A 20,569-nucleotide genomic window follows, 5' to 3' on the forward strand; every position below is an offset into this window, starting at 1 on the left:
TGCCTGCCTGCCCAGCCCTTGGCGGCACGGTTGGCGTAGCGCGTTGGCCCACAGCGGCCTACGGCCGCTGTGGGCAGGGAGCCGCCGCTCACGCGGCGTCGAAGTCCCGCCCCCGCACCTTGGCGCGGAAGGCCTCGACCAGGCCGACCTCGCGCGGGCCTGGTTCAAGTTCGAAGGTCTGGCCGGCCTGCACGGCGCCGGGGTGGAGCACCGCCAGGTAGGTGCCGCACCAACCCGACTCGGCCATCAGCTTGGCGGCCTTGTTGAAGCCCATGGCGGCGTTGAACTTGAAGCAGGGGAAGCGCGGCTCGCTGACGACCAGCACGCCGCCGTCGGCGAAGCGCAGGCGGTCGCCCAGCCACAGGTCCTTCTCGAGCAGGCCTTCGAGCGTCAGGTTCTCGCCCATCAGGCCGGGCGGGATGTCATCGGCCCAGTCGCCGGCGCGGGCCTGGGCGCGCATGGTGCGCCAGACCGGCAGGTGCTCGCTGGGGTAGGCATAGATGGCCTTGGAGAGGCCGCCGTGCACGCTGGGGTCGGCCTGCTCGTCGCCGTCCAGGCCCAGCGGGCCATAGGACACGGCGCCGCTGCGGGGCCGCTTGGCGATCGCGGTGGCGACCAGGCGGCCGTTGATCAGGCGGCGCTCGACACGGGCGGTGTTGACACTGAGGATGCGCATGGCGCCGATTGTGGCCGCAGCGGGCCGCGGCGCTGCAGCCGCAGGCGCACCGGCAACGTGGGGCGCAGGGTGACATACATGCGCGGCTGCGGCGCGGGCTCACCGGGCAGCGTCTCCAGCGTGCAGCGCTGCAGCAGCAGCGCGGCCACCAGCGTCATCTCCAGCATCGCGAAATGCTGCCCGATGCACACCCGCGGGCCGACGCCGAAGGGCATCCAGGCGCTGCGCGGCTGCGCCGGGTCGTCGGCCAGGAAGCGTTCAGGGCGGAAGGCCTCGGGCTCGGGGAACCAGCGCGGGTCGCGCTGGATCACCCAGGGCGTGACGCGCAGCAGCGTGCCGGCGGGCAGCGGGCGGCCGGCCAGTTCGAAGCCACGCGTGGCGCGCCGGGTCATCACCGCGGCCACCGGCGGGTACAGGCGCATCGCCTCCTTCAGCGTGGCGGCCAGGTAGGGCAGGGCCGCGCCGTCGGCGGCCGTGGGGTCGCGCCCGGCCAGGTGCTCGTCCACTTCCTGGCGGGCGCGGGCGGCGGCCTCGGGGTGGCTGGCCATCAGCCAGCTCCACCAGAGCAGCGCGGTGGCGCTGGTCTCGTGGCCGGCCTGGAACATCACCATGCACTGGTCGTGCAGCTCGGTCGCGGTGAGGCCGCTGCCGTCCTCGTCGCGCACCGCCAGCAGCATCGCCAGCAGGTCGTCGGTGGGCCGCTGGTCGGGCGGCAGCGCCAGGCGCTGGGCGATCTGGCCGTCGACCAGGCCGGTCAGCACCCGCATCGCCCGGCGCTTGGCGCGCTTGTGCGGCAGCGGCAGCCAGTCGGGCAGGGAGGCGGGCCAGAACATCTCCTGCATCGCCGCCTGCGACAGCACCTGGGTGGCCTCGGCCGCCGCGGCGGCCTGCGCGGGCGCGCGGCTGCTGAACAGCGTGCGCATGATCACGTCCATGGTCAGGCCGTTGAACAGCGTCTCCACCGGGCGCACCGAATGGTCCTGGTCGGGCGGCAGGGCGGCGTCCAGCGCGCTGCGCGCCGCGTCCACCATCAGCGCCGCATAGCCCTGCACGCGGCGCGGCAGGAAGCCCGGTGCCAGCATGCGGCGCTGGCGGCGCCAGGGCTCGCCCTCGGCCACCAGCAGGCCCTGGCCGAAGGCCTGCGAGAAGACCTCGGTGCCGCGTTCCCAGCGCAGCAGGTCGTCAGCGTGGTCGACCAGGGCGGCGCGTACATCGTCGGGGTGGAACAGGTCCCAGCTGCGCTCGGTGCCCAGGCGCAGGGCCACCACGTCGCCGTGCTCGCGCTGCAGGCCAGCGGCGAAACCCAGGTAGTCGCGGTACATCGCGCGCAGCAGCGGCAGGCCCCACCAGGGGCAGGCGGGTCCGGGCGGCGCGGTCGTCGGGGTGGCGCTCATGCGACCCCCACCTGCCAGCGGCCGACGGCGATCAGCACCGCCGTGGCCAGCATCGCCGTGCCCCCCTGGTGCCGCCCCCGCGTGGCCAGCGCCACCAGCAGGCCGCAGGCACCGACCGCCAGCGCCATGGCCGCCAGCATCGTCGAGCGCGCGTCGGCCGCGCCGCCGACCGCCAGCAGCGCCAGCACCGCCGCCAGCCCCCACCCGAGCAGCGTGGGCAGGTGCCAGCTGGCGCGCAGGATGACCCGGTGGGCCCGCGGCAGGTCGCGCGGTGGCGACGCCAGCCAGGGCAGGAAGATGCGGCGTTCACCCATCACCGAATGGGTCAGGCCGATGCCGATCAGCGCCGCACAGGCGCTCGCAAGCCAGTGGTTCATGGGCGGCAGCCTAAGGCCGGCGGCGTCCGCCGTCTTGAACGTTCCCGACATCGGCGGGGCTTGGGCCCGCGGGCCGCGCCATCTGCCTACACTGGCGGGATGGCAACGCTCGCGCCCCCCCTGCAGCCGGTGCTGGCCCAGCGCAACCGCGCACCGGCCCAGCTGTGGCTGCCGCACTGGTCGCTGAGCCACTGCGTGCGCGCCATCGTCTCGCGCAGCACGCTGGGCATCGGCCGCGACTGGCCGGCCGAGTGGCACCACAACCATTTCCCGGCCTCGCCGCTGTGCACGATCAGCTGGTTCTTCGCCGGCCACTCCGAGTTGCTGGAGCCGGGCCAGCCACCGCAGCGCCTGCCTCAGGTATCGCTGGCCGGCCCGTTCACCCGACCCACCCACTCGCGCAACAGCACCGAGGGCCACGGCATGATGCTGATGCTGATGCCCGACGCGCTGCAGGCGCTCACCGGGGTCGATCCGGCGCGCTACCTGAACCGCTTCGTGCCGCTGGACGAGGCGCTGGACGCCTCGTGGCAGGCGATGGCCGACGCCGTGCTGGCCGCGCCCGACGATGCCACGCGGGTGGTGTTGATCGAGAGCTTCCTGGCGCCGCGCTGGCAGGCCCTGCGGCGCAGCGCCGACCACCCGCACCTGCTGCGCCTGCAGGACTGGCTGCAGGGCCTGGCACTGCAGGCGGCGGCCTCGGGCGTGGGGCGCAGCCTGCGGCAGTTCGAGCGCCGCATCAAGGGTTGGACCGGCCTGCCGATGCGCGAGCTGCGCGGCCTGGGCCGCGCCGAGCAGGCCTTCTTTCGCACGCTGGCCGAAGGCGAGGGCCCGGTGCGCTGGGCCGACGTGGCGGCCGACACCGGCTACGCCGACCAGTCGCACCTGTGCCGCGAAACGCGCCGCGTCACCGGCTTCGCGCCGCAGGAGCTGCGCCAGCGGATTGCCGAGGACGAGCGCTTCTGGATCTACCGGATCTGGAACTGAGGCCGGGGGAAGCGCTCAGGCCTGCGCATCAACGTACACCCCCTTGGCCGCCGGCGCCAGCGACAGCGTCAGCAGCCGCCCGTGCACCGAATGGCCGACCCCCTGCTTGCGGCAGCCGACCACGCTGACCAGGGCGTCGAACTGCGGCGTGGTCACGCGCAGCACGCGGCCCACGGCCAGCGGCGTCTCGACCCACAGCTGCAGCCCGGTGAAGGACAGGTCGCGCAGCCGCGCGCGGCGCGGCAGGCGCTCGGCGGGCAGACGCAGCTCGACCACGGCATCGCGCGCGAAGCGCTCATCATGGCGGCGGCCCGCCGCCTCGCCGCGGCGTGGGCGGGCGGGCAGCGGCGTCAGCGGGCTGTCGCAGGCGCTGCAGCGGGCATCGCGCGGCAGCGTCGGGGCATGGGGGTGGCCGCAGAAGGGGCAACCACCTGAGCCTGCCGCCGCTCGCGGCGGCGGCGCTGGCGGCGGGCTGGCGGTGGCCCGCGGCGCGCTGTCAGCCGGTGGGGCGGCCGGCCCGCGCGGCGTGCGCCGCAGGCTGCGGTCATAGGCGGCGCGGCGCGCCGGGTCGGACAGCACCTCGTAGGCGGCATTCAGGCGCGCCGCGGTCTCGGTGTCGCCGCCCAGGTCGGGGTGGGCGCGCAGCGTGCTCATCAGCGCCCGCCAGGCGGCCTTGATGACCTCGGGCGGTGCCTCGGGCTGGACGTGCAGGATGCGGTAGAGGTTGCGGCGTTCGCGGCTCATGGTGGGCGGGGCTGTGGCGGGATGGCGCCATCCCGGCCTGTCGGACTTATCGGCGCCGCACGGACGGCACTTGAGGAGTTCCTAGAATCCTGCACCCACTTTCGCGAGCTGTCCATGCTGTCCACCGCCAACGCCCCCCGCACCGCGCCCGCCGCCCTGATCGACGCGCTGCGCCAGCGCTTCGGCGACCGGCTCTCCACCGCGCTGGCGGTGCGCGAGCAGCACGGCCGCGATGAATCGCCCTTCGACGTGGCGCCGCCCGACGCAGTGGTCTTCTGCGAATCCACCCAGGACGTGGCCGATGCGGTGACGCTGGCCGCCGCGCACCGCGTGCCGGTGATCCCGTTTGGCGTGGGCTCGTCGCTGGAGGGGCACCTGCTGGCGGTGCAGGGCGGCGTCAGCCTGGACCTCTCGCGCATGAACCGCGTGCTGCGCGCCGAGCCCGAGAACCTGACCGCCACGCTGCAGCCCGGCGTCACCCGCAGCCAGCTCAACCGCGAGGTCAAGGACCTGGGCCTGTTCTTCCCGATCGACCCTGGCGCCGACGCCTCGCTCGGCGGCATGTGCGCCACCCGCGCCTCGGGCACCAACGCCGTGCGCTACGGCACGATGCGCGAGAACGTGCTGGCGCTGGAGGTGGTCACCGCCAGCGGCCAGGTCATCCGCACCGGCACCCAGGCGCGCAAGAGCAGCGCCGGCTACGACCTGACCCGGTTGATGGTGGGCTCCGAAGGCACGCTGGGCGTGATCACCGAGATCACGCTGAAGCTGCACCCGCTGCCCGAGAGCCTGGCCGCGGCGGTGTGCTTCTTCCCCGACATCGCCTCGGCCGTGGCCACCACCATCCAGGTCATCCAGATGGGCGTGCCGATCGCCCGCTGCGAGCTGCTGGACGTCAACGCGGTGCGCGCCGTGAACAACCACGACAAGCTGGGCCTGCGCGAGGCGCCGATGCTGCTGATGGAGTTCCACGGCAGCGAGGCTGGCGTGGCCGAGCAGACCGCCACCGTGCAGGAGATCGCCAAGGACCACGGTGGCGAAGACTTCCAGTGGGCCACCACCCCCGAAGAGCGCACCCGGCTGTGGACCGCGCGCCACCACGCCTACCTGTCGGCGCTGCAGATGCGCCCGGGCTGCCGCGCCGTCACCACCGACACCTGCGTGCCCATCGCCCGCCTGGCCGAGATGGTCGTGGCCGCGGAGGACGAGGCCCGCGCCAGCGGCCTGCCCTACTTCATCGTCGGCCATGTGGGCGACGGCAACTTCCACATCGCCTACCTGCTCGACCCCAACCTGCCCGGCGAGCGCGACCTGGCCGAATCGCTGAACGAGCGCGTGGTGCGCCGCGCGCTGGCCGTGGGCGGCACCTGCACCGGCGAACACGGCATCGGCCTGCACAAGCAGGGCTTCCTGATCGAGGAAACCGGCGAGGGCGCGGTGGCGATGATGCGCGCGGTCAAGCGGGCGCTGGACCCGGACAACATCCTGAATCCGGGGAAGATCTTCGCGCTCTGAAGCGCGCCCCCTGTCCGGGCGCGACACGGCGGCACAATCAAGGTCGGCGCCCCACCCGCGCCCAGGGAGAAGCCGTCGTGGACAAGAAAACGCTCAGCGAACGCGACATCTGCACCAAGTTCATCACCCCCGCCGTGGCGGCGGCCGGATGGGACATCCAGCGCCAGGTGCGCGAGGAAGTCACCTTCACGCACGGCCGGGTGATCGTTCGCGGCAAGCTGCATGCCCGCGGCAAAGCGCGACGAGCGGACTATGTGCTGTACCACGCGCCCAACCGGCCCATCGCGGTGATCGAGGCGAAGGACAACACCCATGGTCCGGGCGACGGCATGCAGCAGGCACTGGACTACGCCGACGCGCTGGACGTGCCCTTCGCCTTCACCAGCAATGGCGACGGCTTCGTCTTCCATGACCACACCGTGGACGGCAGCGCACCCGGTGCAGCCGTTGAAACCCACCTGACGCTGGATCAGTTCCCGGCGCCAGCCGACCTGTGGGCGCGTTATTGCACCTGGCGCGGCCTGGACGCCACCAGCACGCCCAAGGCCGAGGCGCCTTACTACGACGACGGCTCGGGCCGTGCGCCGCGTTACTACCAGGTCAACGCCATCAACCGCACCGTGGAGGCCGTGGCCAAGGGCCAGCAGCGCGTGCTGCTGGTGATGGCCACCGGCACCGGCAAGACCTACACCGCCTTCCAGATCATCTGGCGCCTGTGGAAGAGCAAGCAGGCCAGGCGCATCCTGTTCCTGGCCGACCGCAACATCCTGGTCGACCAGACCAAGAACAACGACTTCAAGCCCTTCGGCGCGGCGATGACCAAGATCACCGGCCGCAAGATCGACACCAGCTACGAGATCTACCTCAGCCTGTACCAGGCCGTCAGCGGCGCCGAGGAAGACAAGAACGTCTACAAGCAGTTCTCACCCGACTTCTTCGACCTGATCGTGGTGGACGAATGCCACCGCGGCAGCGCGGCCGACGACTCGGCCTGGCGCGACATCCTGGAGTACTTCCAAAGCGCGACGCAGATCGGCCTGACCGCCACGCCCAAGGAGACCAGGGAAGTCTCCAGCACCTTCTACTTTGGCGAGCCGGTCTACACCTACAGCCTGCGCCAAGGCATCGAGGACGGGTTCCTGGCGCCCTACAAGGTGGTGCGCATCGACTTCGACCGCGACCTGCAGGGCTGGCGCCCGCCGCGGGGCATGCTGGACAAGCACGGCCAGCCGATTGAGGACCGCATCTACAACCTCAAGGACATGGACCGCCAGCTGGTGCTGGAAATGCGCACCCAGGCCGTGGCCACCAAGGTCACGCAGTTCCTGAAAGCCGGCAACCCCTACGCCAAGACCATCGTTTTCTGCGACGACATCGACCACGCCGAGCGCATGCGCCAGGCCCTGGTGAACCTGAACCCCGAGCGGGTGAAGGAGAACCGCAAGTACGTCATGCGCATCACCGGCGACGACGCCGAGGGCAAGGCCGAGCTGGACAACTTCATCAACCCCGAGGTGCGCTGGCCGGTCATCGCCACCACCAGCAAGCTGATGACCACCGGCGTGGACGCGCAGACCTGTCAGCTGATCGTGCTGGACCAGCACATCGGCTCGATGACCGAGTTCAAGCAGATCATCGGCCGCGGCACGCGCATCAACGAGGACTACGGCAAGTTCTGGTTCACGATCATGGACTTCAAGAAGGCCACCGAGCTGTTCGCCGATCCGGCGTTCGACGGTGAGCCGGTGCAGATCTACGAACCCACCGAGGACGAGCCCCCCACACCGCCGGACACCGATGCGCCGCCCGATGGGCTGGACCCCGTCCGCCCGGATCCGGGCGACGACCCGCCGGATGCAGACCGGCCGGACGACGACACCGCGCCGCGCCGCAAATACGTGGTGGGCGGCGACGTCACCGTACACATCGTGGCCGAGCGGGTGCAGTACTACGGCCCCAACGGCGCCCTGATCACCGAGAGCCTGCGCGACTACACCCGCCAGTGCGTGGCCAAGCAGTTCCGCTCGATGGACGACTTCCTGCGCCGCTGGAGCAGCGCCGATCAGAAGAAGGCCGTCATCGACGAACTGGCCGCCCTGGGCGTGCTGTGGGAGCCGCTGGCCGACGAGGTCCAGGCCAAGACCGGCCAGCCGCTGGACCCGTTCGACCTGATCTGCCATGTGGCCTTCGACCAACCGCCGCTGTCACGCCGCGAGCGTGCTGAGGGCGTGAAAAAGCGCAACTACTTCGCCCAGTACCAGGGCGCTGCACGCCAGGTGCTGGAGGCGCTGCTGGAGAAGTACGCCGACACCGGCATTGAACCCATCGAGGACCTGAAGATCCTGCAATTGCCGCCCTTTGACCGCATTGGCGCGCCGATGGAGCTGGTCAAGGCCTTCGGTGGCAAGGCCGGCTACACGCAGGCCATTGCCGACCTGGAGCGCCAGCTCTACCCGCCGCGCCAGGCCTGACCTTCCCCGCCTGTACCCATGTCGATTTCATCCGCCATCAAGTCCATCCAGGACATCATGCGCAAGGACGTGGGCGTCGATGGCGACGCCCAGCGCATCGGCCAGCTCGTCTGGATGCTGTTCCTGAAGATCTTTGACGACCGCGAGCAGGAATGGGAGCTGCTGAACAACGACTACCAAAGCCCGCTGCCCGAGGCCTACCGCTGGAGAAACTGGGCGGCCAATCCGGAAGGCATGACCGGCGATGAGCTGAAGAGCTTCATCGACAACGAGTTGTTCCCTGGCCTGCAGAACCTGACCGATCCGGTGAAGGGCCACAGCCAGAGCCCGGTGGCCTACGTGGTGCGCAGCGTCTTTGAAGACGCCTACAACTACATGAAGTCGGGCCAGCTGCTGCGCCAGGTGATCAACAAGATCCAGGCGGCGGTGGACTTCAACAAGGCCCAGGAGCGGCACGCCTTTGGCGACATGTACGAGCAGCTGCTGCGCGATCTGCAAAACGCCGGCAACGCGGGCGAGTTCTACACGCCGCGGCCCGTCACCGAGTTCATGGTGCGCATGGTCGACCCGCAGCTGCACGAGAAAGTGATGGACCCGGCCTGCGGCACCGGCGGCTTTCTCACCTGCACCATCGAGCACAAGCGCTCACGCTACGTGAAGACGCCTGAGGACGAGCAGATCCTTCAGGCCAGCATACACGGCGTGGAGAAGAAGCCGCTGCCGCACCTGCTGGCCACCACCAACATGATCCTGCACGGCATCGAGGTGCCCAGTCAGATCCGCCACGACAACACGCTGGCGCGGCCGCTGATCAGCTGGGGCCCGAAGGACCGGGTGGACTGCATCGTGGCCAACCCGCCCTTCGGCGGCATGGAAGAAGACGGCATCGAAACCAACTTCCCCGCCGCCTTCCGCACCCGCGAGACGGCCGACCTGTTCCTGGTGCTGATCATGCATTTGCTGAAGGACGGCGGCCGCGCAGCGGTGGTGCTGCCTGACGGCTTTCTGTTCGGCGAAGGCATCAAGAGCCGCATCAAGGAGAAGCTGCTCACCGAGTGCAACCTGCACACCGTGGTGCGCCTGCCCAACGGCGTGTTCAACCCCTACACCGGCATCAAGACCAACCTGCTGTTCTTCACCAAGGGCCGGCCGACCACCGACGTGTGGTTCTACGAGCATCCTTACCCGGCGGGGATGAAGAACTACAGCAAGACGCGGCCGATGCGCGTCGAGGAGTTCGCGGCCGAGCAGGCTTGGTGGGGTAGCGAGGCCGATGGGTTTGCGGCGCGCGTGGGTAATGAACAGGCCTGGAAGGTCAGCGTGGACGCCATCCGCGAGCGTGGCTGGAACCTGGACGTCAAGAACCCGCACCAGGGTGAGCAGGTCAGCCACGACCCCGAGGGGCTGCTGGCTGAGTATCGGCAGATGCAGGCGGAGATTGCCCAGTTGCAGGGGCAGTTGAAGGCGGCGCTGGCGGGGGCATTGGAGGGTGGAGAGTGACAGCTTTTCACACGGAGAACTTGTCGCTACTAGCCTCTGCGCCAAATGGCATTCGGCGTCTACGTGAACTGATCCTTGAGCTTGGTGTTACGGGGCGGTTGGTCGCGCAGGATATGAACGATGAGTCCGGACAAGATCTTCTCGTCCGCATCGGCAAACTGCACGCGTCGTTGATGAAGGGCAAACAGACCAAGTCCAGCAGCTTCGAGCGCAACGAGTTGCCCGACCAACTTCCTACCGGCTGGGCCGCTGCCCAGCTTGGCGATGTTGTCGAGATCGTGCGCGGCATCACCTTCCCGGCCAGCGAGAAGACGAAGGCCCCGGCGCCTGGACGAATCGCGTGTCTCCGGACAGCCAATGTGCAGGATCGAGTCGAATGGGATGACCTCTTGTACGTTGGCGAAGAGTTCGTCGCTCGGGAGGACCAAGTCCTGCAGGTGTCTGACATCGTGATGTCGATGGCCAACAGTCGAGAGCTGGTTGGCAAGGTCGCGCTTGTCACTGAAATTCCTGTGGAGAAGGCCTCCTTCGGTGGCTTCCTCGGTGTCATACGCCCGATCCTGATGGAACCGCGTTTCGTGATGGCGTTGCTTCGTACCCCTGTAGCCAGGCGCGATCTGATTGACGGTGCGAGTCAGACAACGAACATCGCGAACATCTCGCTTGCAAAGCTACGGCCGCTCCCAGTTGCAGTGCCGCCCCTCGCAGAGCAGCGCCGCATCGTCGCCAAGATCGATGAACTGATGGCCCTGTGCGACCGGCTGGAAGCGCGGCAGAAGGACGCCGAGGCCGCACACGCCCGGCTGGTGCAGGCGCTGCTGGACAGCCTGACCCAGGCCCGCGATGCCGACGAGTTCCAGGCGTGCTGGCAGCGCCTGGTGGGGCAGTTCCAGATTTCGTTCGCGACTGTGGAGGCTGTCGACAAGCTCAAGCAGGTGATCCGCGATGTTGCGGTGTCTGGTCGCTTGTCGGCCGGGAGCGCAGGTGAAGCGTCGTGGGAATGGTCGACGCTTGGTGCAGAGGTCACTGGCATGGACTCCGGCTGGAGCCCTGCGTGTCTTGATGCACCGTCCCCGTCCGAAGAGGCTTGGGGTGTCCTTCGCACTACCGCAGTTCAAAGCCTTCAGTACGTGCAGGCTGAGAACAAGTGCTTGCCTTCTCATCTGGAGCCCCGCCCCGAAGCTGAGGTCAGGGTGGGTGACATCCTGTTCACCCGCGCAGGCCCGATGAGCCGCGTTGCGATCTCGTGCTTGGTGGAGGCCACACGCCCGCGGCTGATGCTCTCCGACAAGATCATTCGATTTCGACCCAAAGCGCGCGTTGTGGGCAGCTTCATGGCGCTCTGTCTGAACGCTGGAAGGACTGCCGCGTACCTTGAACAGGCCAAGTCGGGCATGGCGGCTAGTCAGGTCAACATTTCGCAGGCCAAACTCAAGGCTGCGCCGATACCGGTGCCTCCGCTAGACGAGCAGGACCGCATTGTTGCGGCGGTCACCGAACTCCTCACCCTCTGCGACCAGCTCAAAGCCCGCATCGCCGCCGCCCGCGCCAAGCACGCGCAGTTGGCCGAGGCGCTGGTGGCGCAGGCAGTAGCCTCCTGAAGGCATCAAGGCACAACACACCATGCAGATCCACGACGAGCCGCTCAGCACTGCCGCCGCGCTGACCAAGATGCTCATCGGCCTGGGCGAGACCCGCCAGCGCGAGTTCAAGCGCGTCAGCGGCAAGATGGTGGGCAAGGCGCTGGAGACGATCTGCGCGTTGGCCAACACCGATGGTGGTGTGCTGGTGCTGGGCGTGGCCGACCTGAAGGACTTCAAAGGGTCGGCCCGGCTGTTCGGCGTGGAAGAGAACGCCGAGGCGGTGGATGAGCTGCTGCGCAAGCTGGGCACCGAGTTCCAGCCAGCCATCGAGGCGATCCAGATTCGCCGCCTGGCCTGCACGCTGCACAACGGCCCCGCCAAGGGCACCGACGGTCACCTGCTGCTGGTGCAGGTGGGCCGCAGCCGCGCGGTGCACTCCATCGTCAACGGCGGCACCTACACGCGGCTGGATGCCGGCAACCGCCAGATGTCGGCACCCGAAGTGACCGAGCTGTCGTACCGGCGCGGCGTGCGCAGCGCGGCCAGCGAGCCGGTGGCAGTTCCGCTGGACCGGCTGAAGACCGATGCCTGGCAGCGCTACGTCAGCGCCCGCGGGCTCAAGAGCGGCGACATGGCCGACCAGTTGCTGCGCATTGGCCTGGCCGACGAGGTGGGCGGTGTGGTGCAGCCCAAGCGCGCGGCGGTGCTGCTGTTTGCCGATGAGCCTGGCAGCCTGCTGGCCGCGCACGACACCCGGGCCGATATCCGCGTGATGGTGTACGACGGCAAGGCGGTGGTGCCTGGCGCCACGCCCAACCTGCGCAAGCAGCCCAAGACCGTGCGCGGTCCGCTGGTGGACCAGATCGATGCGGCCGTGACCCTGGTGTTGGATGAACTGGCGCAGGGGCTGACGCTCTCGGGCAGCGGCTTCAAGACCCAGCATGTGTACCCCGAGCGGGTGGTGAAGGAGGCCATCGTCAACGCGGTGGTGCACCGCGACTACCGGCTCAACCGCGACATCTTCATCCGCATCTTCGACGACCGGGTGGAGGTGGAGAGCCCTGGCGTCTTCCCCGGGGGCATCACCCCGGCCACCATCGCCCGGTCCGGCTCACGGGCGCGCAACCCGCTGATCGCCCAGAACCTGCGGGAGTTTCCGGTGGCGCCCAACATCGATGCCGGTGAGGGCGTGCGCATGATGTTCGCCGAGATGGCGCTGGCCAAGCTCTACCCGCCGCAATACCGCCAGAGCACCGACGTCGAGGTGGAGAGCGTGACGGTGACACTGCTGAACCTGCGGCGCCCCAGCGCCTGGGATGAGGTGAGCGACTGGCTCGACCGCCACGGCTCGATCGCCAACGCCGATGTCGTGCGGATCGCCAAGGTTGACACGCTGAAGGCCTCCAAGTTGCTGGCGGCCTGGCGCGAGCAAGGCTTGTTGGCGCCGCTGCCTGGGCGTGGAAAGCGCAACATGGCCTACACCAAGCCCGCACAGGGCAGCGAGAACGGGTCGTTGTTATCCGCGCTGGAAGAAAACAACGCGCCCACTGGGAATTTATCTTGATAATCAAAGACTTAGGATCGTCTTTGTTATCTGTGAGGGGTCAAGGGACACTGGGCGGCGCTTGAAGGACAGAACGAACAGAAGGGCAAGCGCAGAGCGCAGCTTGTTCTCCGCGGCGGCAGAAAAAGAAGTGGTCGACTGTCGATAAGTCTTATTTATCAACCACTTAGCGTCGCGTTTGTTTTCCTTGTCGGCTCACTCCGAGGTCTTCTGGGGCGTTCCCGCTGTAGGGTCCAACGCTGACATCGCGTATGCAGCAGCTCGGCCGCGCGCGACGGGCCGATCAGGTCATTCCGCCAGGGCGCGTTAGACGAGGGACTCGAAGCGGCGCGGCAGCTCGGCTGGTAGCGCGCGCGCGCCGCATTTCCAAGACTTCTTGGATGATGTCAATCCGGGGTCGGAGAGCATCACGATCTCAAGCGCGGGGGCGTCAGACAAACGCCACGGCAACAACGCCGCCCGCTTCAGTCCCCCTGGAACCCCGACGTCTTGACCACCGCCGCCCAGCGCGCCGCCTCGGCCTTGAGCATGCGCTCGGTGTCGGCGCGGCCGCTGCCAACGATGCTGAAGCCGGCCTCCTGCAGCTTCTGGCGCAGGTCGGGGCTTTGCAGGGCGGCCACGGCCTGCTGGCTCAGCGCGTCCACGGTGGCGGCCGGGGTGCCGGTGGGCAGCAGCAGCGCGAACCAGGCGGAGAAGTCGGCCTTGGGGTAGCCGGCTTCGGTGAAGGTGGGCACCTCGGGCAGCAGGGCGGAGCGCTGGGGCGCGGTGGTGGCCAGCGCGCGCATCTTGCCGCCCTTGACCTGGGCCAGCGCCAGCGCGGTGGAGACGAAGGCGCCCATCACGTCGCCGGCGATGATGGCGGTGACGGCGTCGCCGGTGGCGCGGTAGTGGATGGGCTCGACCGCGAAGCCGGCCAGGCTGCCGAAGACCTCGGCGCCGAAATGGCCCGGCGTGCCGGCGCCGAAGGTGCCGAAGTTGACGCGGTCCTTCTGCGCCTTGGCGGCGGCGACGAATTCGGCCACGGTCTTGGCCGGTGAGGTGGCGGGCACCACCAGCACGAAGTCGGAGCGCACCACCTCGGCCACGACCACGAAGTCCTTGGCGGGGTCGTAGGGCAGCTTGCGGTAGGCGGCGGGCGAGATGCTGATCGAGCCCACCTCGCCCAGCAGCAGCGTGCTGCCATCCGCCGGCGAGCGGGCCACCGCCTGGGCGGCGATCTGGCCGCCAGCGCCGGCGCGGTTGTCGATCACCACCTGCTGCTTCATCAGCTCGCCCAGCTTCTGGCCCAGCTGGCGCGCCACCACGTCGGGGCCGGAGCCGGGCGGAAAGCCCACCACCAGCTTCAGCGGCGCGCCGCCCTGGGCCAGCGCGGGGGCGGCGCCGGCCAGCAGCCAGGGGCTGGCGAGGACGGTCAGGGCGTGGCGGCGGGTGCTCATGGCGGTCTCCTGGGGGTATCAAGGCAGCAGGCCGGCAGTGTGCCGCCCGGCGCTGCCGCCGCCTGTCATCCCTGAGGAGGACAGTCTCCCCCGGGCAGGAAGGCGGCGAAGAGCTCGCTCTTGAAGTGCAGGCCCAGGCGGGCGAAGGCGCGGGCCCGGTAGGTCTTGGCGGTGGCCACGCTCAGGCCCAGGTCGGCGGCGATGCCGTCGAAGCTCCAGCCGCGCAGCAGCCGCTCGCACACGTCCAGTTCACGCTCGGTCAGCGCCGCGCAGCGGGCCTTCAGCGCGGCGCGCAGGTCGGGGGCCGGTTGGCGCAGCGCCAGGTGGCGCTGCACGCCGGCCAGCAGCACGGGCGCCAGCTGGGCGAAGCCGGCGAGCTCGCCGTCGCCGAAGCGGCCCTGGTGGGCGTGGCGGTAGACATTGACGGCGAACACCGCGCCGTCATCGCCCCGCTGCACCACCGACAGCCGCTCCAGCACGCCATGGCGCAGGTAGATGGCCTGACGGTGGTCGTGGCTGGGCGCCTCGTCGGCATGCATGCGCAGCACCGCGGCGTGGCCGGGGCGCACCGCGTCGAAGCTGCTGTCGCGGCGGTACAGGCCGGCGTCGCGGTAGGCAGCGAAGCAGTCGCGCGTGGTGTCGGCCACGCCCAGGCTGCCCGAGAGGTGCAGCTGCGGCAGGCGGTCGCGCCAGACCTGGTAGACCGACCAGGAGCCCACGCCCAGCGCCGCCTCGTCCAGCGCCTGCAGCACCCGGGTGTCGAAGTCCGGCGCGCCCACGGCCTGCACCACCGCGGGCAGGGCGCGCGACCAGGCGGGTTGGGCATCGGCAAGGGGCAGGGCCCAGGCGTTCATCGGGGTCAGGTGGGTGCTGGGGCGGTCATCCTCTGGGATGACGGCGGGTGGCTGGGCAAGCGCCCGAGCCTGGCGCAAGATGATCAACCGGCCACGCCGCCTGTCCATCCCGACTGACCCGAACGCCCCGCCATGACCGACCCCTTCAGCCCGCCGCCCGCCCTGCAACCGATGTGCCGCGTGGTCTGCGAGGTGGGCGCGCTGGTCAGCCTGGGCGGCCCCGCCAAGCATGGCGAGCGCCGCTACGTGCCGCTGCTGGGCGGCACGGTGGAGGGCCCCGAGCTGAGCGGCGAGATCCTGCCCGGCGGCGTGGACTGGCAGGTGCTGCGCGCCGATGGCGTGCTGGAGATCGCCGCGCACTACGTGATCCGCACGCCCGACGGCGCGCTGGTCGAGGTGCAGAGCGACGGCCTGCGCCACGGTCCCGCCGAGGTGATGGCGCGGCTGGCGCGCGGCGAGCCGGTGGCCGCCAGCGAGTACTTCTTCCGCACCGTGGTGCGCTTCACCACCGGCGCGCCGGCCTGGGCGCACCTGAACCGCTGCCTGGCGCTGGCGGTGGGGGAACGGCAGGCGCGCGCGGTGCGGCTGGACTTCCACCGCATCACCTGAACCCTGGCTGAAGCGGGGGGCTTCCCGGTTCGGCGGGCGCCGGAAATTTGTTAGATTTCCGAAGTGTCTGCCGCGCTGAAGCCCGTCCCCCACGCCGACCTCGCCGAGGTCTGCGCGCAGGCCGTGCTGGCCCAGGTGCCGCTGCTGATGCGCGAGATCCGCAGCGCGATGCGCCAGGCCGCGCCCGAAGGGCTGACGGTGCCGCAATTCCGCGCGCTGCTGTTCGCCCAACGCGAGCCGGGTGGCAGCGTCGGCGCGCTGGCCACCCATCTGGGCGTGACGCTGCCCACCGCGTCGGTGGCGGTGACGGCGCTGGCCGAGCGCGGCCTGCTGCGCGTGCACGCCGACCCCCACGACCGCCGCCGGCGACTGATCCGGCTCAGCGCCGAGGGCCGGCGCATCGTGGACGCCGCCTGGTCGCGCACCGCGGCCGGCTTTGCGGAGCGGCTGTCGCGGCTGCCGGCGGCCCAGTTGCACTCCACCCCGCAGGCGCTGCAGGCGCTGGCGGGGGCCCTGATCTCCCGTTCCTGAGTGGCTCATGAAGAAGTCTTCACTTGTCCTGATCCTGGCGGCCGTGGCCGCTGCCGTGGCGGCTGGCGCCTGGTGGCGCGGCCAGGCCGCCGGGCCGGCCGCGGCCGAGCCGGCCGCGTCGGCGCCGAAGCCGGCGCAGGTGGTCTCGCTGGCCACGGTGCAGCGGCGCGACATGCCGGTCAGCGTGGAGGCCGCCGGCACCGTGGTGCCGCTCAACACCGTGGAGCTGCGGCCGCAGATCAGCAGCACGGTGCGCCAGGTGGTGGTCAAGGAAGGCCAGATGGTGCGCCAGGGCGAGCTGCTGTTCCGCTTTGACGACCGCACCGAACAGGCCAACCTGGACAAGGCCCGCGCCCAGCTGGCGCGCGACCAGGCGACGCTGGCCGACCTGGAGCGGCAGTGGATGCGCGCGCAGGAGCTGCGGGCGCAGAACTTCATCTCGCAGGGCGCGGCCGACACCGTGCAGGCCAACCTCGAGGCGCAGCGTGCCGCGGTGGTGGCCGACCAGGCCGCCGTCAAGGCCGGTGAGGTGGCGGTGAGCTACGCCACGCTGCGCGCGCCGCTCACCGGCCGCATCGGTCTGGTCAACGTCTACCCGGGCAGCCTGGTCTCGCCCACCGGCGCCACCGCGCTGGCCACGATCGCCCAGATCGACCCGATCGGTGTGAGCTTCACCCTGCCCGAAGCCCAGCTGGGCGCACTGCTGCGCGGCGGCGACGAGGGCCGCGGCGCCCAGGGCGCAAAGCTGCAGGTGCTGCTGCCCGCGGCGGGTGGCGGCCGCGGCCCGAACACCGCGCCGCGCGAGGCGCTGGAGGGCACGGTCAGCGTGATCGACAACGCGGTGGACACCGCCACCGGCAGCATCCGCGTCAAGGGCGCGCTGGCCAACCCCAAGCAGCTGCTGTGGCCCGGCCAGTATGTGACCGTGAAGCTGACGCTGCGCACGATCAAGGACGCTGCGGTGCTGCCAGTGGTGGCGCTGGTGCAGCGCGGCCAGGAGCGCCTGGTCTATGTGGTGGGCGCCGACATGGCGGCCGAGCTGCGGCCGGTGCAGCTGCGCTACAGCAGCGGCGAGTGGGCGGTGGTCGAGGGCGTCCAGCCGGGTGAGCGGGTGGTGGTCGAAGGCAAGCAGAACCTGCGGCCGGGCGGCCTGGTGCGCGAGGCGCCGGCGGGGCCGGCGAAGGCCGCGTCGGGGGCGGCATCGGCTGCGGCGTCCGGGGCTTCTGCATGAACATTGCCGAGCATTTCATCCGCCGTCCGGTGATGACGGTGCTGCTGAACCTGGCCGTGGTGGTGGCCGGGGCACTGGCGCTGACGAAGATCCCGGTGGCGGCCCTGCCCAGCTACAACACGCCCATCATCCAGGTCAACGCCACGCTGCCCGGCGCGGCGCCCGAGACCATGGCCAGCTCGGTGGCGCTGCCGCTGGAAAAGCAGTTCAGCACCATCGCCGGCCTGTCGGTGATCAGCTCGACCAACACGCTGGGCAGCAGCTCGCTGACGCTGGAGTTCGATGCCGCGCGCGACATCGACGCCGCCGCGGTGGATGTGCAGGCCGCGCTGTTCCGCGCCCAGCGCCAGCTGCCGGCCGAGATGACCACGCCGCCCAGCTACCGCAAGGTCAACCCGGCCGATGCGCCGGTGCTGCTGGTGGCGCTGACCTCGCCCTCGCTGGACACCGCCGAGCTCAACGACTACGCCGAGAACCTGATCGCACCCAGCCTGTCGACGATCGACGGCGTGGCCCAGGTCTTCATCTTCGGCCAGCGCCGCTATGCGGTGCGCATCAAGGTGCGGCCCGAGGCGCTGGCCGAGCGCAACGTCACGCTGGATGAGTTGCGCACGGTGCTGGCCAGCGCCAACGCCAACACGCCGGTGGGCGTGCTGGAAGGCCCGCGGCAGACGCTGACGGTGCAGGCCAACCGCCAGCTCTCCAGTGCCCGCGAGTGGGGCCAGGTGATCGTCGCCGCCCGCAATGGCGCACCGGTGCGGCTGCGCGACGTGGCCGAGGTGCAGGACAGCGTGGAGTCGGTCAAGACCTACGCCGCGCTCAACGGCGAACCGTCCATCACGCTGGCGGTGCAGCGCCAGCCCAATGCCAACACGGTGCAGGTGGTCGACAAGGTGCGGGCCATGCTGCCGCGCTTCGCGGCGCAACTGCCGGCCTCGGTGCAGATGACGCCGGTCAACGACCGCTCGCTGTCGATCCGCGAGGCGCTGCACGACGTCAACCTGACGCTGGCGCTGACCGTGGTGCTGGTGGTGCTGGTGATCTTCCTGTTCCTGCGCCGCGCCGCGGCCACGCTGATCCCCACGCTGTCGCTGCCGGTGTCGCTGATCGGCGCGATCTCGCTGCTCTACGCTGGCGGCTACAGCCTGGACAACATCTCGCTGCTGGGCATCACGCTGGCGGTGGGCCTGGTGGTGGACGATGCGATCGTGATGCTCGAGAACATCGTGCGCCACGTGGAGGACGGCATGGCGCCGTTCGAGGCCGCGATCCGCGGCGCGCGCGAGATGAGCTTCACGATCGTCTCGATCTCGGTGTCGCTGGTCGCCGTGCTGATCCCGATCTTCTTCATGCCGGGCGTGATCGGCCTGCTGTTCCATGAGTTCGCGGTGGTGGTGGGGCTGGCCATCCTGGTGTCGGCCGGCGTGTCGCTGACGCTGGTGCCAATGCTGTGCAGCCGCTTCCTGCGCCACCACGAGCCCGAGGAGGAAGGCCGCCTGGGCCGCGTCTTCGAGGCCGGCTTCAGCGCCTTCCAGGCCGCCTACGGCCGCAGCCTGGACTGGGCGCTGGCGCACCGCGCGCTGATCGGGCTGCTGGCGCTGGGCAGCCTGGGCCTGTCGATCTGGCTGGCGGTCAGCAGCCCCAAGGGCTTCTTCCCCGAAGAGGACATCGGCCAGATCCAGGTCACCACCGAGGCGGCCGAGGACATCTCCTTCGAGGCGATGGTGAAGCTGCACACCCGCGCGGCTGACATCTTCCGCGCCGATCCGGCGATCGCCGCGGTGTCGGCCTTCACCGGCGGCAGCGGCGGCAACCAGCAGAACACCGGCCGGATGTTCATCGTGCTCAAGCCGCGCGCCGAGCGCCCGCCGATGGCCCAGGTGGTGGAGCGTCTGCGCCAGAAGACCCGCGCGGTGCCGGGCCTGGCGGTCTACATGCGACCGGTGCAGAACCTGCAGCTGGGCGGCCGCCAGAGCAAGAGCCGCTACCAGTACACGCTGCAGAGCGTCAGCGCCGACGCGCTGGGCGAATGGTCGGGCAAGCTGCAGGAGAAGCTGCGCGCCGACCCGATCTTCCGCGACGTCACCAGCGACAGCCAGAACCGCGGCCTGCAGGCCACGCTGGCGATCGATCGCGACAAGGCGGCGCTGCTGGGCGTGCAGATCGCCGAGCTGCGCAGCGCGCTCTACAGCGCCTTCGGCGAGCGCCAGGTGTCCACCATCTACGGCGCCAGCAACAGCTTCCAGGTCATCATGGAGGCGGCCGACGCCGACCGCCAGTTCGAGGACGCCTTCAACAAGATCTACCTGCGCAGCCGGACCGGCGCGCTGGTGCCGCTGTCGGGCTTTGCCACGGTGCAGCGCACGCTGGGCCCCACCGCGGTGAACCACCAGGGCCAGCTGCAGGCGGTGACGATCAGCTTCAACCTGGCGCCCGACGCGCCGCTGGGCGAGGCCACCAAGCGCATCAGCGCCTACAGCGCCGAGCTGCGCCTGCCGCCCACCATCATCGCCAGCTACGGGGGCGACGCCGCGGTGTTCCAGGATTCACAGGGCGGCCAGCTGGTGCTGATCATCGCCGCGCTGGCGGTGATCTACGTGCTGCTGGGCGTGCTGTACGAGAGCTACATCCACCCGCTGACCATCCTGGCTGGGCTGCCCTCGGCCGCGGTGGGCGCGCTGCTGGCGCTGTGGGCCTTCGGCCACGACCTGACGCTGATCGCCACGATCGGCATCCTGATGCTGATCGGCATCGTCAAGAAGAACGCGATCATGATGATCGACTTCGCCCTGGACGCGCAGCGCCACCAGGGCCTGCCGCCCGAGCAGGCGATCCGCCAGGCCTGCCTGCTGCGTCTGCGCCCGATCATGATGACCACGCTGGCGGCCTTCATGGGCGCGCTGCCGATCGCGCTGGGCCTGGGCGCCGGTGCCGAGCTGCGCCAGCCGCTGGGCCTGGCGGTGTGCGGCGGTCTGCTGATCAGCCAGGCGGTGACGCTCTACATCACACCGGTGATCTACCTGGCGCTGGACCGCTGGGCGGGCCAGGGGCCGATCCTGGACCCGGTGGCCCAGCCGCGTTGAGACGCGCCCGCCGC

16 protein-coding genes are annotated in these 20,569 nt (G+C 70.1%); 10 read left to right on the forward strand and 6 right to left on the reverse strand.

The window, feature by feature from the left end; translation table 11 throughout:
• Window positions 1-88 precede the first annotated feature (88 nt).
• The 3 genes from KAK03_RS16075 to KAK03_RS16085 are packed head-to-tail and all read right to left on the reverse strand — an operon-like array spanning window position 89 to window position 2,447.
• Entirely contained in the window at window positions 89-676 is a 588-nt protein-coding gene (locus KAK03_RS16075) for an MOSC domain-containing protein (RefSeq protein WP_210855191.1), read from the reverse strand.
• Window positions 631-2,070 carry a cytochrome P450 gene (locus KAK03_RS16080; protein WP_210855193.1) on the reverse strand — a complete coding sequence of 480 codons (1,440 nt, stop codon included), beginning with the start codon at window positions 2,068-2,070 and terminating at the stop codon, window positions 631-633. The genes KAK03_RS16075 and KAK03_RS16080 overlap by 46 nt, the downstream gene beginning before the upstream one ends.
• Window positions 2,067-2,447 (reverse strand): hypothetical protein, encoded by a 381-nt coding sequence (locus KAK03_RS16085; RefSeq protein ID WP_210855195.1) that lies wholly within the window; start codon window positions 2,445-2,447, stop codon window positions 2,067-2,069. The genes KAK03_RS16080 and KAK03_RS16085 overlap by 4 nt, the downstream gene beginning before the upstream one ends.
• Before the next feature lie 99 nt (window positions 2,448-2,546).
• On the opposite strand from KAK03_RS16085, the gene KAK03_RS16090 reads away from it, so the two are divergent.
• Entirely contained in the window at window positions 2,547-3,434 is an 888-nt protein-coding gene (locus KAK03_RS16090) for an AraC family transcriptional regulator (protein ID WP_210855197.1), read from the forward strand.
• A gap of 15 nt (window positions 3,435-3,449) precedes the next feature.
• Here the strand turns inward: KAK03_RS16090 and KAK03_RS16095 are convergent, their stop codons facing one another.
• Window positions 3,450-4,178, reverse strand: a complete 729-nt coding sequence (locus KAK03_RS16095) for a DnaJ domain-containing protein (protein ID WP_210855199.1) — start codon at window positions 4,176-4,178, stop codon at window positions 3,450-3,452.
• Between the two features lie 114 nt (window positions 4,179-4,292).
• Between KAK03_RS16095 and KAK03_RS16100 the strand changes: the two genes are divergently transcribed.
• The 5 genes from KAK03_RS16100 to KAK03_RS16120 all read left to right on the forward strand — a co-directional run bounded on the left by KAK03_RS16100 (window position 4,293) and on the right by KAK03_RS16120 (window position 12,811).
• Window positions 4,293-5,693: an FAD-binding oxidoreductase gene (locus KAK03_RS16100; protein ID WP_210855201.1), complete on the forward strand. Its 1,401-nt coding sequence runs from the start codon at window positions 4,293-4,295 to the stop codon at window positions 5,691-5,693.
• Window positions 5,694-5,770: 77 nt separating this feature from the next.
• Entirely contained in the window at window positions 5,771-8,164 is a 2,394-nt protein-coding gene (gene hsdR, locus KAK03_RS16105) for an EcoAI/FtnUII family type I restriction enzme subunit R (protein ID WP_210855203.1), read from the forward strand.
• An 18-nt stretch (window positions 8,165-8,182) separates the two neighbouring features.
• A complete protein-coding gene (locus tag KAK03_RS16110) occupies window positions 8,183-9,664 on the forward strand; it encodes a type I restriction-modification system subunit M (protein ID WP_210855205.1) in 1,482 nt (493 codons plus the stop codon).
• Window positions 9,665-9,777: 113 nt separating this feature from the next.
• Entirely contained in the window at window positions 9,778-11,265 is a 1,488-nt protein-coding gene (locus KAK03_RS16115) for a restriction endonuclease subunit S (protein ID WP_210855207.1), read from the forward strand.
• A 22-nt stretch (window positions 11,266-11,287) separates the two neighbouring features.
• Window positions 11,288-12,811 (forward strand): ATP-binding protein, encoded by a 1,524-nt coding sequence (locus KAK03_RS16120; RefSeq protein WP_210855209.1) that lies wholly within the window; start codon window positions 11,288-11,290, stop codon window positions 12,809-12,811.
• Between the two features lie 464 nt (window positions 12,812-13,275).
• Here the strand turns inward: KAK03_RS16120 and KAK03_RS16125 are convergent, their stop codons facing one another.
• On the reverse strand, window positions 13,276-14,247 hold the full coding sequence (locus KAK03_RS16125) for a Bug family tripartite tricarboxylate transporter substrate binding protein (RefSeq protein ID WP_210855211.1): 972 nt from the start codon (window positions 14,245-14,247) through the stop codon (window positions 13,276-13,278).
• A gap of 65 nt (window positions 14,248-14,312) precedes the next feature.
• Window positions 14,313-15,101 carry a LuxR C-terminal-related transcriptional regulator gene (locus KAK03_RS16130; protein ID WP_210855212.1) on the reverse strand — a complete coding sequence of 263 codons (789 nt, stop codon included), beginning with the start codon at window positions 15,099-15,101 and terminating at the stop codon, window positions 14,313-14,315.
• Window positions 15,102-15,233: 132 nt separating this feature from the next.
• Between KAK03_RS16130 and KAK03_RS16135 the strand changes: the two genes are divergently transcribed.
• The 4 genes from KAK03_RS16135 (at window position 15,234) to KAK03_RS16150 (ending at window position 20,555) form a co-directional block, all read left to right on the forward strand.
• Window positions 15,234-15,710, forward strand: coding sequence for a DUF3237 domain-containing protein (locus tag KAK03_RS16135; RefSeq protein WP_210855213.1), 477 nt, complete (start codon window positions 15,234-15,236; stop codon window positions 15,708-15,710).
• A 63-nt stretch (window positions 15,711-15,773) separates the two neighbouring features.
• On the forward strand, window positions 15,774-16,241 hold the full coding sequence (locus tag KAK03_RS16140) for a MarR family winged helix-turn-helix transcriptional regulator (protein WP_210855214.1): 468 nt from the start codon (window positions 15,774-15,776) through the stop codon (window positions 16,239-16,241).
• A 7-nt stretch (window positions 16,242-16,248) separates the two neighbouring features.
• Window positions 16,249-17,472, forward strand: coding sequence for an efflux RND transporter periplasmic adaptor subunit (locus tag KAK03_RS16145; RefSeq protein ID WP_210855215.1), 1,224 nt, complete (start codon window positions 16,249-16,251; stop codon window positions 17,470-17,472).
• Window positions 17,469-20,555, forward strand: coding sequence for an efflux RND transporter permease subunit (locus KAK03_RS16150; protein WP_210855217.1), 3,087 nt, complete (start codon window positions 17,469-17,471; stop codon window positions 20,553-20,555). Before KAK03_RS16145 ends, KAK03_RS16150 begins: the two co-directional genes overlap by 4 nt.
• The last annotated feature ends 14 nt before the right edge of the window (window positions 20,556-20,569 follow it).

The sequence above is a fragment of the Ideonella alba genome (assembly GCF_018069845.1).
GTDB classification, from domain to species: domain Bacteria; phylum Pseudomonadota; class Gammaproteobacteria; order Burkholderiales; family Burkholderiaceae_C; genus Ideonella; species Ideonella alba.

Bases quoted from the DNA above. Each gene is read 5' to 3' on its own strand.
- KAK03_RS16095 (WP_210855199.1), bottom strand. From the start codon at position 4,178: ATGAGCCGCGAACGCCGCAACCTCTACCGCATCCTGCACGTCCAGCCC.
- KAK03_RS16125 (WP_210855211.1), bottom strand. From the start codon at position 14,247: ATGAGCACCCGCCGCCACGCCCTGACCGTCCTCGCCAGCCCCTGGCTG.
- KAK03_RS16130 (WP_210855212.1), bottom strand. From the start codon at position 15,101: ATGAACGCCTGGGCCCTGCCCCTTGCCGATGCCCAACCCGCCTGGTCG.
- KAK03_RS16150 (WP_210855217.1), top strand. From the start codon at position 17,469: ATGAACATTGCCGAGCATTTCATCCGCCGTCCGGTGATGACGGTGCTG.
- KAK03_RS16085 (WP_210855195.1), bottom strand. From the start codon at position 2,447: ATGAACCACTGGCTTGCGAGCGCCTGTGCGGCGCTGATCGGCATCGGC.
- KAK03_RS16115 (WP_210855207.1), top strand. From the start codon at position 9,778: ATGAACGATGAGTCCGGACAAGATCTTCTCGTCCGCATCGGCAAACTG.
- KAK03_RS16120 (WP_210855209.1), top strand. From the start codon at position 11,288: ATGCAGATCCACGACGAGCCGCTCAGCACTGCCGCCGCGCTGACCAAG.
- KAK03_RS16075 (WP_210855191.1), bottom strand. From the start codon at position 676: ATGCGCATCCTCAGTGTCAACACCGCCCGTGTCGAGCGCCGCCTGATC.
- KAK03_RS16090 (WP_210855197.1), top strand. From the start codon at position 2,547: ATGGCAACGCTCGCGCCCCCCCTGCAGCCGGTGCTGGCCCAGCGCAAC.
- KAK03_RS16135 (WP_210855213.1), top strand. From the start codon at position 15,234: ATGACCGACCCCTTCAGCCCGCCGCCCGCCCTGCAACCGATGTGCCGC.
- KAK03_RS16080 (WP_210855193.1), bottom strand. From the start codon at position 2,070: ATGAGCGCCACCCCGACGACCGCGCCGCCCGGACCCGCCTGCCCCTGG.
- KAK03_RS16100 (WP_210855201.1), top strand. From the start codon at position 4,293: ATGCTGTCCACCGCCAACGCCCCCCGCACCGCGCCCGCCGCCCTGATC.
- KAK03_RS16110 (WP_210855205.1), top strand. From the start codon at position 8,183: ATGTCGATTTCATCCGCCATCAAGTCCATCCAGGACATCATGCGCAAG.
- KAK03_RS16145 (WP_210855215.1), top strand. From the start codon at position 16,249: ATGAAGAAGTCTTCACTTGTCCTGATCCTGGCGGCCGTGGCCGCTGCC.